The following is a 13,986-nucleotide window of genomic DNA, read 5'->3' as shown; positions in this document are numbered from 1 at the left end:
TAAAAATTCATACACTTTTGATAATTCATGCACGAGTAGCAAAGCATAAGTGCATCCTAAAATGGTATTTTAAATGCAAAATTTACAACCTTTTCATACTTTTCATATTTCTGTTCAAGCCCATGAAATTATTGATGCGCATAGTGTGGTACAATTGCAAGAAGCTTGGGATCATGCAAAAACAATGAATCTTCCCATACTTTTTCTTGGTCAAGGAAGCAATATGCTATTTTTAGCAGACTTCAGTGGTATTGTTGTGCTTAATCGATTAATGGGGATTACACATACACAAGATACTGAATTTCATTATCTTCATGTAAATGGTGGCGAAAACTGGCATCATTTGGTGGAATGGAGTGTAAATGAAGGTATCTATGGTTTGGAAAATCTTGCACTCATTCCAGGTTGTGCAGGCTCGGCACCGATCCAAAATATTGGTGCTTATGGCGTAGAATTTAAAGATATATGCCATTATGTAGAGGTGTTAAATTTAAGTACTCATGAAATATTTCGATTAACAGCTGAAGAATGTAAATTCGGTTATCGAGACAGTATCTTTAAACACCATTATCAGTCTGGCTATGTGATCACTGCGATAGGATTGAAATTAAACAAAAACTGGCAGCCAGTGCTAAAATATGGCTCTTTAACTGAGTTTGATTCTCTGAAAGTTACGGCAAAACAAATTTTTGATGAAATATGTCAAATTCGTCAAAGTAAATTGCCTAACCCAGATGAATTTGGTAATGCAGGAAGTTTCTTTAAAAATCCCGTAGTGAGTGCAGAGCATTTTGCGGAAATCAAAAAATATCACGAAAATTTACCGCACTTTCCACAACCTGATGGCTCAGTCAAACTTGCTGCTGGATGGTTAATCGATCAATGTCAATTCAAAGGTTATCAAATTGGTGGAGCAGCAGTACATGAAAAACAAGCACTGGTGTTGATTAATAAGGGCGGAGCTACTGGTGAAGATGTGGCAAATCTAGCTCGTCATGTGCGTCATACTGTGGAAATTAAATTTGGTGTATGTTTACAGCCAGAAGTCCGTTTTATAGGTGCTGAAGGGGAGGTTGATTCTGTTTCAGTAATTCGTTAACAATCATTAATTTTATTTCAAGACATATTAATCAAATCAGGAACATTATGCGTAACTACATTAAAATTGGCGTGGCAGGCCCTGTTGGCGCGGGCAAAACTGCCTTAATTGAAAAACTCACTCGTGAAATGGCGAGTAAATATAGCGTGGCAGTAATTACTAACGATATTTACACCCAAGAAGATGCGGAATTTTTAACGAAAAATAGTTTACTTCCGCCAGAGCGAATTATGGGGGTAGAAACAGGCGGTTGCCCACATACGGCAATTCGTGAAGATGCCTCAATGAATTTAGAAGCGGTCGATGAAATGGTGGCACGTTTCCCTGATGTAGAAATTGTTTTTATCGAATCAGGCGGTGATAACTTATCGGCAACTTTTAGCCCTGATTTAGCAGACGTGACAATTTTCGTGATTGACGTCGCACAAGGCGAGAAAATCCCACGCAAAGGTGGGCCAGGTATCACTCGTTCAGATTTGTTAGTGATTAACAAAACAGACCTTGCACCATTTGTTGGCGCGGATTTAAGTATTATGGAACGAGATGCGCGTCGTATGCGTAATGGTCAGCCGTTTATTTTCACTAATTTGATGAAAAAAGAAAATCTCGATGGCGTGATTGGTTGGATTGAAAAATATGCGTTGTTGAAGAATATAGAAGAACCTGAGGCATTAGTGAGATAAAGAATCATCCCCACTCCTTTAAAGAGGGGAGTTTTTTACAAATTAAAAAGATTATGAATAGTACCCTCAAACTTTCAACCAAACTTTCCTCAAACGGCAAAACCCAGCTTGCCGAATACTTTGTGACGCCACCTTTTAAAGTAATGACGTTATCTGCTTATGCCGATTATTGGAAAAATGGACTTAGTGCAATGCAGATGTCTTCTTCGCCAGGTTTATTAGCTGGGGATCGTGTTGATATTCAAATAACGCTCGAAAAATCTACCGCGCTTTCTTTAAATACGCAGGCATTTACTCGAGTTCAGGCAATGAATGAGGGAGATTTTGCCGAGCAAAATACATTGATTCAACTTGCTGAGAAAAGTCGTTTATTTTACTTACCTCATCCATTGGTTTTGCATAAGAATTCAGCTCTTAATCAAAAAACGTTAATCAATATGCAACCTGAGAGTACGCTAATTTATGGTGAAATTGTAGCTATTGGGCGAGTGGCAAATGATGAACGTTTTGAATTTCGCCAATTTTCTTCTCATTTAAAAGTTCAGCTTGTGCAAGAAAATGGGAAAGTTAAACCGCTGATGTTGGATTGTATTCAGTGGTTGCCGGCTAAAATGAATTTAACTGCTTTAAGCCAAATGGAAGGTTTTTCACATCAGGGATCCTTGGTTTACATTAACTTACAAAAAACATCTGCAGAAATTAAGCAGACAGATCAACAGCTTCAACAGCAAGAAACAGATAAATCTTTACTCCTTGGTATATCTCAGTTGAATGAAGGCGGGTTGATTGTGCGAGTGTTAGGGCATAGAGCAGAGCAAATTCAGAAACTGTTTGAGAAAATTGGTGAGCAGTTAAAAGCTTCGTAAGATTGATAGAAAACTTATTTTCCCCTAAAAAAACTAATCCGAAAAATGAAAATATGTCTTGAAAGCATTTCTTGAAAATGTGATCTTGGTCAAGTTTTTTCTCCTTAAAATTTCTATAATGGCGTCAAATTAACTAACCAGAAAAGGTGATTCAAATGACTCAATTTAGAAAAGAAGTAGATTTACTCGGCGAACGTGATGTACCAGCAGATGCATACTGGGGGATTCATACATTAAGAGCGGTAGAAAATTTCAATATTTCTAATGTAACCATTTCTGACGTGCCTGAGTTTGTACGTGGTATGGTGATGGTGAAAAAAGCAACGGCTTTAGCCAATGGTGAATTAGGTGCAATTCCAAGTGATATTGCAAAAGCGATTGTAGCAGCTTGTGATGAAATCCTTACTACTGGAAAATGCTTAGATCAATTCCCATCAGACGTATATCAAGGTGGTGCAGGTACGTCTGTCAATATGAATACCAATGAAGTGGTTGCTAACCTTGCGCTTGAAAAAATTGGCCATAAAAAAGGCGAATATAACGTGATTAACCCGATGGATCACGTTAATGCAAGCCAATCAACCAATGATGCGTATCCTACCGGTTTCCGTATTGCAGTGTATAACAGTATCTTAAAATTGATCGATAAAATTCAATATTTACACGACGGTTTTGATAATAAAGCAAAAGAGTTTGCGAACATCTTAAAAATGGGTCGTACTCAATTGCAAGATGCAGTGCCAATGACTGTAGGCCAAGAATTCAAAGCTTTCGCCGTATTACTTGAAGAAGAAGTACGTAACTTAAAACGTACTGCAGATTTACTCCTTGAAGTAAACCTTGGTGCGACTGCAATCGGTACTGGTTTAAATACGCCACAAGGCTATACAGAATTAGTTGTAAAACACCTTGCTGAAGTAACTGGGTTAGCTTGCGTACCGGCAGAAAACTTAATTGAAGCAACATCTGACTGTGGTGCTTATGTCATGGTTCACGGTGCATTAAAACGTACTGCTGTGAAACTTTCTAAAGTATGTAATGACTTACGTTTACTTTCTTCTGGTCCACGTGCTGGTATTAAAGAAATTAACTTACCTGAATTACAAGCTGGCTCTTCTATCATGCCCGCAAAAGTAAACCCAGTTGTTCCTGAAGTAGTGAACCAAGTATGCTTTAAAGTAATTGGTAACGATACCACTGTGACCTTCGCATCTGAAGCCGGTCAATTACAATTAAACGTAATGGAACCCGTGATTGGTCAAGCAATGTTCGAATCTATCGACATCTTAACGAATGCTTGTGTGAACTTACGTGATAAATGCGTGGATGGCATCACTGTAAACAAAGAAATTTGTGAAAACTACGTGTTTAATTCAATCGGTATCGTGACTTACTTGAATCCATTTATCGGTCACCACAACGGCGACTTAGTGGGTAAAATCTGTGCGCAAACAGGTAAAGGCGTACGTGAAGTTGTGTTAGAAAAAGGTTTATTAACAGAAGAACAATTAGATGACATTCTTTCTGTAGAAAACTTAATGAATCCAACTTATAAAGCGAAATTAAATAAATAATCTTGATCTAAATCATCGGGCATTTAAGTCATTAAAGCTCGGTGATTAAGCAAATATGATAAAGGGAACTTAACGTTCCCTTATTTTTTACAAAAAGAACCTAAAGAATCATTTTCACCAATTTATCCGCTTTAATTCGTGCAAATTTTTTCAAAAGTTTTTGCACTGGTTCTGGGTATTGATTCAATTCTTCTAATTCAGTGTAATGTTTTAATACTCTTGTATGTTGACGAATTTGGTTTTGCTCTTTTTCCACTTGGGCTAAAAGTTGTTGTTGAGGATCGTAAATTAATAAGCCATTTTCAGCATCCAAACGCCATGCTCGAGGGTTAAGATTATTGCCCGTAAGTAAAATATAACGGTCATCTACCCACACACCTTTTAAGTGGTAACTATTATCTCCATCACGCCATAAACGCACCACAAGCTGGCCATTTTCAATTTGAGTCTCAAATTTTTCACAGAAACGGCGAAGATTACTTTCATAAAGATAAGGTAACGCCCCTGCCATTTTGAATGGTTGTTCTGGTGGAATATAAAAATCGTTTGCGACTTTATCGCCAACAATAATTTCTACTCGTTTACCGTTTTCCAATAACGTTGCTATTTTATGTTGCAATGTGCGTGGGAAATTAAAGTATGGCGTACAAATCACCAATTTTTCTTGTACTTGCAAGAATAAATCTTCAATCACTTGATTTAATTCATTGCCTGATGCCCCTAAGCCAAACAGTGGTGATACGCTTAAAACATCAGGTAATTTCACCGCACTTTTTAATGAATATTCACCATTTTGCGCAAGGTCTTTACGATAAGCGCGAATATTGCCACGGATCTCTTTGGTGAGAGGGCGGTTGGTGATATCAAGTGGATAAACTGCACTGAAATCTAACAAGTAATCATTGATGAAATTCACCATCGAATCAGCTAATTCGGCATGAGTGATTTTTTGATAGCGGTCGTAACGATATTTTTCAAATTGATGAAGATAGACATTATTAATGCTTGCACCGCTATAAAGCACCGTATCATCAAATACAAAGCCTTTAACGTGCAATACACCAAAAACTTCTCGCGTGTTAATTGGCACACCAAAGAACATATTCGGATCATCAGGTAACTGATAAGTTTGGCGTTGCTCGCAATACCAATCTGCATTGGTGGCCGATTTTTCCGCGCCTAATAAATTGCGTTGTGCGCGATGCCAATCTATGAGAATTTTTACATCCAAGTGTGGATTTTCTTGCTTCACGCGATAAATTTCATCGAGGATTTCCTGCCCCGCTTCATCTTTTTGCCAATAAAGTGCGGTGACATAAATACGTTTTTTTGCGTTTCTGATTAATTCAATAATTTGAGTTTTAAATTCAGCCGGGCTACCCAAAAATTCAATTTGCTCAGCTTGCAAAGCAAGGAATGGCAAATTATTTAAATTTTGTTCAGCTCGTTTGGTTTTATTGATTAACATAATCCATCTCGTGATTAAAGACTAGTGCGTTAGTTTACAATATTTCACGCGCTTATTAATAGAAAAAAGGCTTTTTTTCGTTATAATGCTCACAAATTTTAGCATTTTTTGGCTAAAAAATATTCATTTTTATTCAGGGAAACCCTATGAACGATAAAAGCAAACCGTCTTTTCAAGCCGCCGGCAGATCCTTTCAAGAACGCTCAGTAGGTGAAAAATACAGAGAAAAACCAACTCAAAATCGACCGCACTCTAATGATAAATTTAATGGAAAGAGAAACGAAAAATCTCGTTTTTCTCGTGATAAACAAGAAGTGAAAGAAACTAAAATTACGCAACTCTCTTTATCTCGTGCGCCATCAAATAAAAATGCAGAACAACCTAAGGTTCAAGTGACGATAAAAAGTACGGGTACGGTTTATAAAACAAAAGAAAAGAAAACTGGCGCGCTTTCTCCTCGTGCACCTGAAAAAATTAAGAAAAACCGTGCGGAAGAAATGAAAGTTTATGGTGAAAATGCCTGTTTAGCTTTATTTGCCGAGCGTCCTGAAAGTATTGTGCGCTTATGGGCAACCGTACAAATGTCACACAAAATTGGCGAGGCATTGAGTTATTTAGCCGAAAACAAGAAGGCTTATCATGTTGTAGATAGCGAAGAATTAGCTCGAGTGAGTGGAACAGAACATCATGGTGGCATTTGCTTATTGGTGAAGAAACCGCGTGCTTTCACGTTGCAAGGGTATTTAGATATTCCTCGTGAAGAGGATTGTTTAGTGCTATTAGACAACGTGAATAATGCACAAAATATTGGTGGGGTATTACGTACTTGTGCTTATTTTGGCGTGAAAAATATTGTCGCTGATAATGTGGAAAATCTGTATTCGGCAGCCTCAATGCGCGTAGCAGAAGGTGGTGCGGAATATATTCGTGTGTTAGAAACGGATTATATTGATTCTGCTGTGATGCAATTGCGTAAATCAGGCTATCAAATTATACACGTGTCGCATAATAAGCAAGGTGAGCCGTTGGATAAAGTGCGGTTAAAAAATAAAGTGGTTTTTGTGCTAAGTGAAAGTTCTACGGAAGGTTTAGCAACTTCAGAAGACACACGAGTACGTTTAACGCTTGCAAGTCCAATTAAATCAGGCTTAAACATTGCAGTGAATGCTGGGGTGTTGTTGGCGAAGTGGTATTTTAGATAGTGTATGATTAAAGGGGAAAATGATTTCCCCTTTAAAATTTCAAATAAAAGTCTTTAGTCAATTCAATAAACGCTTCAGTGTATTGATTATCCTCATCATAAATTACCAATTGATCTTGTATTGAAACTTGGGGTTGTTTAGAAAACGTGAGTAGCATTCTTTGGGGCGTTTTTCCCACTTTAGTAATGACATTCGTCTGTTTTATGCAAAAAAGTGCGGTGGATTTTATGAGTATTTTGCCTGCATCATAAGGCAAAACAAAACTTATTCTCCCATTTTCCGATAAGCGCATTGCAGCCCATTCTAACCAATTTAAGTGGCTTTGCTTGGTATAACGAGCTAATTCTCTTTCCTCGTTTTTGCAGGCAATACCTTGTTCAAAATAAGGTGGATTTGCCACAATTAAATCAAAGGTTTGTTCAGTGGTTTGTAAAAAATGCTGTATATCCGTTTGAATAAGTTGAATGCGATTTTTCCATACTGAATCATTGATGTTTTCTTGCGCTTGTTTTGCTGCAATGGGATCCAACTCAACCGCTTTAATTTGGCAGCTTTCTTCTGTTCGTTGTGCTAACATTAAAGCCAACAATCCTGTGCCACTGCCCATATCTAAAATATTTTTACAATGTTTTACATCAGCCCAAGCACCTAACAAAATGCCATCAGTGCCGACTTTCATCGCACAAGAATCTTGCTTGATATGGAATTGTTTAAAGGTAAATCCGCTCATAAATTTTTCGTAAATTGACCGCACTTGGGGCTGTTGATAACTCATTTCCCGTTTGAGCTGGAGACTATTTTTGGTGAGAACAAGGCGAAAGCGGCAAAGTTTAGCATTTTAAACGATAACTCAAGCGTGAAATGAGTTATCAACAGCCCCTAATTTCAGGTATAATCCGCGCCAATTTTAACAAAGAACCGCACAATAATGAATTTATCCCAATTTGAACAATTTGATCTTTCTCCCGAACTTTTAAAGGCGCTTGAGAAAAAAGGTTATTCCCGCCCAACAGCAATTCAAATGGAAGCCATTCCTGCAGCAATGGAAGAGCGTGATGTATTAGGCTCTGCACCAACGGGAACAGGGAAAACGGCTGCTTTTTTATTACCTGCGCTACAACATTTATTGGATTATCCGCGTCGTAAGCCAGGCCCACCGCGTATTTTGGTATTAACACCAACCCGTGAACTGGCAATGCAAGTGGCAGAGCAAGCGGAAGAATTAGCGCAGTTCACTCATTTAAATATTGCGACAATTACAGGCGGTGTGGCATATCAAAATCATGGCGATGTGTTTAATACCAATCAAGATTTGGTGGTGGCTACGCCTGGTCGTTTATTGCAATACATTAAGGAAGAAAATTTTGATTGCCGTTCAGTTGAAATGCTGATTTTTGACGAAGCCGATAGAATGTTACAAATGGGATTTGGACAAGATGCGGAAAAAATTGCGGCTGAAACCCGTTGGCGGAAACAAACCTTGTTATTTTCTGCAACGTTAGAAGGTGAGCTATTGGTCGATTTCGCGGAGCGTTTGTTGAATGATCCTGTTAAAGTGGATGCTGAACCAAGCCGTCGAGAAAGAAAAAAAATCAACCAATGGTATTACCACGCAGACAGCAATGAACACAAAATCAAATTGCTTGCGCGTTTTATTGAAACTGAAGAAGTGACGCGTGGAATTGTGTTTGTTCGCCGTCGTGAAGATGCGCGTGAACTTTCTGAAACATTGCGTAAACGAGGCATTCGTTCCGCGTATTTAGAAGGCGAAATGGCACAAACTCAACGTAATAATGCAATTGATAAGTTGAAATCAGGTATTGTGACGGTATTGGTTGCAACGGATGTGGCTGCGCGTGGTATTGATATTGACGATGTAAGCCATGTTATGAATTTTGATTTGCCCTATAGTGCGGATACTTATTTGCATCGAATTGGACGTACAGCGCGAGCAGGTAAAAAGGGCACGGCGGTCTCTTTTGTCGAAGCCCATGATTACAAGTTACTAGGTAAAATCAAACGTTATACTGAGGAAATTTTAAAGGCGCGCATTTTAGAAGGTTTAGAACCTCGCACTAAGCCACCAAAAGACGGTGAAGTGAAATCTGTAAGTAAAAAACAAAAGGCACGTATTAAAGAAAAACGTGAAGAAAAGAAAAAAACAGAGGCAAAGAAAAAAGTGAAATTACGTCATAAGGATACGAAAAATATCGGCAAACGACGTAAGCCGAGTAATTCTATATTTTATCAATGATGTTTTTATTAAAATGGCGTATGTTTATTCACATCACATACGCCTTATTTTTTAATTGTGTTTTATTTTAAGAAAAATTGTCCTTTGGCTAATTTGTAGATGGTCATTAATACGAGTAAGCCAATCATAAGGTTAGAGAATACAAAGGCAAAAATTGAGATACCTTGTAATACGTCGCCGTGAAAAAAGGCAATTGAGCTATTTGCCATAGACGCTAATCCGAATGAGAATCCCCATAATCCAATATTCAAGCCTTTTTCCATAATCCAAGGTAATAACCGTAATAAGAAAAAGAGTTGTAGAAAGCCATATCCCCAAAGAATTTTGACGAATGTATCAATTTCCCCTTTATTTAGAGATAAATATGCCGCAGCCCCTACAAACGCTGGAGCAAGAATGATTCCCATCGTAGCTCGAAATGGTGGTTCAAGTGATGAAATTCGTAGGTGTTGAAGCAATACGGGTTCAAAAATGATCCATGCTATTAGACCTGCACCAAAAAATAAATACCCTAAATCGTGATAGCCAAGTAAGGCAAGAGAGCTTGCACTCGTGAAGTTGGCTGCAACTGCAGGTAAATAAAAAGGCGGGCGAGTAGATTTTTGTTCAAATACACCACCTTGCCATAGTTCACTAATGCGTAAGGACGAGAAAAGTAATTGACCAATAGTACCAAGCCAAATCATTACTTCCGCAAGCCATGGAGTCCAGCGATAAGTAATATCGCCTATAAGCATTGTGGTGATAGGAATGAGTGCAATGAAAGAAAAACGTACTGGGCAATGATATTCTGAGCGAACCTCATCACTGTAATAACGAAGTTTATAGGCATACATTAGAATAAATAGAATCCAAATTGCACTTGCTATGATACCAATTACATCACTTATAGTGCGAGCTACAGGAAAGTGATTTTCTAAGTGCAACCAAGCTAGAGATAATGCTGCCAGTCCAAGAGGAATACCGAAATAACCCGTAGGAAGCGGGAATGTTTTTGTTGAATTCATAACATAGTCCTTGTATTAATAAATTTCCTATTATATTACTGCGTATCTTAAGTAATCACTTTGCTTAGAATCTCAAATTATTGTATTTTTGATTAAATAAGTATTATTTAAATGGTACTGGTTTACCGAATATTCGTCTTTTAATTCGCCCCAATTCATTGATCACTTTTTCTAATGGGGTTGTTTTGGTTTGATTAGCATGAACGGTTTCTCTACCATCTTGTAAGCTACTCTTAAATTTACTTTCACCATTTATAATTAAATCTTGGATACAGACAGCGGGATAGAGTTGCATAACTTTATATTCTCTTTGGTTTAAGAGTTTATCAAAAATAAGCGTGTCTATTGCTAGAACAAGTTGTCTATTTTGGATTTTATTCAATAAATATCGAGCACCTTTGGCTGTGATGGTATACCCTCCCATACCAGTATGTTTATACTTTAATTGAAATATATTTCGTTGACATTTTATTTTATACATACTGCCGAGCATAATTTTACCGTACAATGTTTCTAGTTTAAGAATATCGGTATCTTTGGGGATGTAATCGATTTCAAGTAATTCTTTTGCATTTTCCCCCAAATAAATATCATCTTCAAAAATATTAATATAATCTAAATTATTTTCTAAAACGAAATTCCATAAAACGATATGGCTTAGTGCACAGGCTATCTCACCGTCACACAAAGTTGCTTTTGATGAACGATCAAAGGTGATATTGAATTTTTTAGCTGTTTCTTCAATAAGTTCAGGCGTGATAGCATCAAAAAATTCGAAAGGAATATTCTGCTTACCGAATTCTTCGGTGATATGTTTTCGACGTTTTTGTTCAGTAGTTAAACTAATGACATAATTGTGCTGTGCTGTGCTGTGCTGTGCTGTGCATAAAAGTTACCCAAATAAATAAAATGTGGAATGGTATAAGATAAAAAGTGTGGTGAAAAATCATAGAAATTTTCACCGCACTTCTTCATTTTAAATATTATGCGCTAAACGATATTCAACCAAATCTTCAATGGTAAGCACAGAATAACCAAATTTTTTCGCAAATTCTACAATCTCGGGAGCGCGAGCCATTGTGCCATCATCGTTAGTAATTTCACAAATCACACCTGCATGTTTAAATCCTGCCAGACGCGCTAAATCAACGGAAGCTTCAGTGTGTCCGCGGCGAGTAAGTACGCCACCATTTGCTGCACGAAGTGGAAAGACATGACCGGGACGATGTAAATCTGTTGGAACTGCATCATCAGCAATCGCCGTTTGAATCGTGGTTACTCGGTCTGCGGCAGATACGCCTGTAGACACACCTTTCGCGGCTTCAATCGTCACCGTAAAAGCTGTTTTGTTTACGCTATTATTGTGTTCTACCATTGGCGGTAAATCGAGTTGTTGGCAAAGTTCATCGGTAATGCACAAACAAACGATACCACTTCCATAACGAATTAATTTTGCCATTTGTTCTGGCGTGATTGTTTCTGCTGGGAAAATTAAATCGCCTTCATTTTCACGATCTTCATCATCTAAAACCAATACGCCATTTCCATTTTTGAAGGCATTAATTGCGTTAAGTACGCGTTCTTCAGCGGTATTGCCGAATGGAGATAAAATTGACTGATTCATAGTAATTTCCTAATTTGAGATTTCAATTAAATACCAGAATCAGGGCTGAGAAATGCAAATAAAATGAACGATTTGGGAACCCAATTCGTTTTATTCTCTTTCATCCAGACTTTACTGTCGGCTTTGGAATTTCACCAAATCTGCTGACTTTAAAAGTGAAAATCAGGACAATTTAGCAGGGAAAATTTGCCAAAAATTGACCGCACTTTTAAACGCTCGTGGGCTTTACCACCGGTAGGGAATTTCACCCTGCCCTGAGAATGCACGCTAAGTATAGCGCAAAATACTTAGGCACTAAATCAGAACGTGAAAAATATTTTCATTTAGCCTACAATAAACGCACTCAATTCTTACGCTATCAAGAGCGGATTATGTCAAAAGCAAAAGAGAAAAAAGTCGGTGTTATTTTTGGGAAATTTTATCCCGTACACACAGGCCATATAAATATGATTTATGAAGCGTTCAGTAAAGTAGATGAACTGCACGTTATCGTGTGTAGTGATACAGAGCGCGATTTGAAATTGTTTTACGATAGTAAAATGAAACGCATGCCAACTGTGCAAGATCGTTTGCGTTGGATGCAGCAAATTTTCAAATATCAAAAAAATCAGATTTTTATTCATCATTTGGTTGAAGACGGTATTCCGAGTTATCCAAATGGCTGGCAATCTTGGAGTGAAGCGGTTAAAACCCTATTTAATGAAAAACATTTTGAACCTTCAATCGTATTTAGTAGCGAACCTCAAGATAAAGCACCTTACGAAAAATACTTAGGTTTAGAAGTTTCGTTAGTCGATCCCGACCGCACTTTCTTTAATGTGTCCGCAACCAAAATTCGCACCACACCATTTCAATATTGGAAATTTATTCCGAAAGAAGTTCGACCTTTCTTTGCCAAAACTGTGGCGATTTTAGGTGGAGAAAGCAGTGGTAAAAGTGTGCTTGTGAATAAGTTAGCTGCCGTATTTAATACCACTTCTGCATGGGAATACGGACGTGAATTTGTATTTGAAAAGCTAGGTGGCAATGAGCAAGCGATGCAATATTCTGACTATCCGCAAATGGCACTTGGTCATCAACGATACATTGATTATGCTGTGCGCCATGCACATAAAATTGCATTTATAGATACGGATTTCATCACTACGCAAGCGTTCTGCATTCAATATGAAGGAAAAGCTCACCCATTTTTAGATTCGATGATTAAAGAATATCCTTTCGATGTCACTATTTTGCTGAAAAATAATACTGAATGGGTGGATGATGGCTTACGTAGCTTAGGCTCACAAAAGCAGCGCCAACAATTTCAACAACTGCTCAAAAAACTGTTAGATAAATATAAAGTTCCTTATATAGAGATTGAATCGCCAAGTTATCTTGATCGCTATAACCAAGTTAAAGCAGTCATTGAGAAAGTGTTAAATGAAGAAGAAATCAGTGAATTACAAAATAGTCCATTTGTTATAAAAGGAAAACATCAATGATCTTATTTGCCGGTGATCCACACGGAAGCTACGATCATATTTACCCTTTTGTGAGAGAGCAGGAAAATGTCGCACTCATAATTTTAGGCGATTTACAGCTCACTACAACAGATGAGTTGGATAAACTCGCACAACATTGTGATATTTGGTTTATTCATGGAAATCATGATAGCAAAACAATTAGTGCTTTTGATGCGATTTGGGGCTCTGAATGGCAATCACGGAATTTACACAATCGCGTAGTTGATATTCAAGGAACCCGCATTGCAGGATTAGGCGGTGTATTCCGCGGGCAAATTTGGATGCCGCCCAATCGCCCCATGTTTTTTGATCCTATTCATTATTGTCAATATAGCCCACAAGAGAAAATCTGGCGAGGCGGTGTGCCTTTGCGTCATCGCACGTCAATTTTTCCATCAGATATTGAAATCTTAGAAAACCAACAAGCGGATGTGTTGGTTTGTCACGAAGCCCCTAAACCACATCCGATGGGTTTCCAAGTAATCAATGATTTGGCCATGAAGATGGGAGTTAAGCAAGTATTCCACGGTCATCATCACGAAAACTTTACTTATCGAACAAAGTATCCCTACAAAATCACGAATGTAGGTTTCCGCAGTCTTGCTGATGCAGATGGAAATTATTTGCTACAAACTATCGACGATCGTGAAAAATAAATCTATTCCAAAACAAAAGCCGATTCAAATGAATCGGCTTTTTTACAT

12 protein-coding genes, 1 pseudogene and 1 riboswitch are annotated in these 13,986 nt (G+C 37.8%); of the genes and pseudogenes, 8 read left to right on the top strand and 5 right to left on the bottom strand.

Going from position 1 to position 13,986, the window contains the following annotated elements; all coding sequences use genetic code 11:
• The first annotated feature begins 73 nt into the window (after nt 1-73).
• The 4 genes from murB (at nt 74) to aspA (ending at nt 4,222) form a co-directional block, all read left to right on the top strand.
• Nucleotides 74-1,099, top strand: coding sequence for a UDP-N-acetylmuramate dehydrogenase (murB, locus tag KKW16_RS05675; protein WP_048952963.1), 1,026 nt, complete (start codon nt 74-76; stop codon nt 1,097-1,099).
• A 47-nt stretch (nt 1,100-1,146) separates the two neighbouring features.
• Entirely contained in the window at nt 1,147-1,782 is a 636-nt protein-coding gene (ureG, locus tag KKW16_RS05670) for an urease accessory protein UreG (RefSeq protein ID WP_048952962.1), read from the top strand.
• Between the two features lie 53 nt (nt 1,783-1,835).
• Nucleotides 1,836-2,648 (top strand): urease accessory protein UreD, encoded by an 813-nt coding sequence (locus tag KKW16_RS05665; protein WP_215768045.1) that lies wholly within the window; start codon nt 1,836-1,838, stop codon nt 2,646-2,648.
• Nucleotides 2,649-2,803: 155 nt separating this feature from the next.
• Nucleotides 2,804-4,222, top strand: coding sequence for an aspartate ammonia-lyase (gene aspA, locus KKW16_RS05660; RefSeq protein ID WP_009500795.1), 1,419 nt, complete (start codon nt 2,804-2,806; stop codon nt 4,220-4,222).
• Nucleotides 4,223-4,322: 100 nt separating this feature from the next.
• On the opposite strand, the gene pssA is transcribed toward aspA, so the two are convergent.
• Nucleotides 4,323-5,690: a CDP-diacylglycerol--serine O-phosphatidyltransferase gene (gene pssA / locus KKW16_RS05655; protein WP_048952959.1), complete on the bottom strand. Its 1,368-nt coding sequence runs from the start codon at nt 5,688-5,690 to the stop codon at nt 4,323-4,325.
• A gap of 146 nt (nt 5,691-5,836) precedes the next feature.
• On the opposite strand from pssA, the gene KKW16_RS05650 reads away from it, so the two are divergent.
• Entirely contained in the window at nt 5,837-6,892 is a 1,056-nt protein-coding gene (locus KKW16_RS05650) for a tRNA/rRNA methyltransferase (RefSeq protein WP_048952958.1), read from the top strand.
• A gap of 31 nt (nt 6,893-6,923) precedes the next feature.
• On the opposite strand, the gene KKW16_RS05645 is transcribed toward KKW16_RS05650, so the two are convergent.
• Nucleotides 6,924-7,622, bottom strand: a complete 699-nt coding sequence (locus KKW16_RS05645) for a tRNA1(Val) (adenine(37)-N6)-methyltransferase (RefSeq protein ID WP_048952957.1) — start codon at nt 7,620-7,622, stop codon at nt 6,924-6,926.
• Between the two features lie 198 nt (nt 7,623-7,820).
• Here KKW16_RS05645 and srmB point away from each other — a divergent pair, with 198 nt between their 5' ends.
• Nucleotides 7,821-9,146 carry an ATP-dependent RNA helicase SrmB gene (gene srmB / locus KKW16_RS05640; RefSeq protein ID WP_048952956.1) on the top strand — a complete coding sequence of 442 codons (1,326 nt, stop codon included), beginning with the start codon at nt 7,821-7,823 and terminating at the stop codon, nt 9,144-9,146.
• Nucleotides 9,147-9,208: 62 nt separating this feature from the next.
• Here srmB and tehA read toward each other — a convergent pair whose 3' ends face one another.
• From tehA to ribB, 3 genes are all read right to left on the bottom strand, one after another.
• Nucleotides 9,209-10,153 carry a dicarboxylate transporter/tellurite-resistance protein TehA gene (gene tehA, locus KKW16_RS05635; protein ID WP_048952955.1) on the bottom strand — a complete coding sequence of 315 codons (945 nt, stop codon included), beginning with the start codon at nt 10,151-10,153 and terminating at the stop codon, nt 9,209-9,211.
• Between the two features lie 103 nt (nt 10,154-10,256).
• On the bottom strand, nt 10,257-10,964 hold the full coding sequence (locus KKW16_RS05630) for a glycosyltransferase family 25 protein (RefSeq protein ID WP_239660839.1): 708 nt from the start codon (nt 10,962-10,964) through the stop codon (nt 10,257-10,259).
• 165 nt (nt 10,965-11,129) lie between these two features.
• Nucleotides 11,130-11,777 (bottom strand): 3,4-dihydroxy-2-butanone-4-phosphate synthase, encoded by a 648-nt coding sequence (gene ribB, locus KKW16_RS05625; RefSeq protein WP_048952953.1) that lies wholly within the window; start codon nt 11,775-11,777, stop codon nt 11,130-11,132.
• An 88-nt stretch (nt 11,778-11,865) separates the two neighbouring features.
• A riboswitch (FMN riboswitch) is annotated at nt 11,866-12,043 on the bottom strand.
• On the opposite strand from ribB, the pseudogene nadR reads away from it, so the two are divergent.
• Both nadR and KKW16_RS05615 read left to right on the top strand, forming a co-directional pair.
• A pseudogene (gene nadR / locus KKW16_RS05620) lies at nt 12,020-13,261 on the top strand (multifunctional transcriptional regulator/nicotinamide-nucleotide adenylyltransferase/ribosylnicotinamide kinase NadR); the annotation flags it as partial. It overlaps the preceding riboswitch by 24 nt.
• Nucleotides 13,258-13,938, top strand: a complete 681-nt coding sequence (locus KKW16_RS05615; protein ID WP_005636223.1) for a metallophosphoesterase family protein — start codon at nt 13,258-13,260, stop codon at nt 13,936-13,938. The pseudogene nadR and the gene KKW16_RS05615, both read left to right, overlap by 4 nt.
• Nucleotides 13,939-13,986 lie beyond the last annotated feature (48 nt).

Origin of the sequence: Haemophilus sp. SZY H8 (assembly GCF_018829755.1) — a bacterium.
Lineage (GTDB): Bacteria > Pseudomonadota > Gammaproteobacteria > Enterobacterales > Pasteurellaceae > Haemophilus > Haemophilus haemolyticus_K.
The sequence above is the reverse complement of the archived record's forward strand: the minus strand, read 5'-3'. Positions and strand labels throughout refer to the sequence as shown.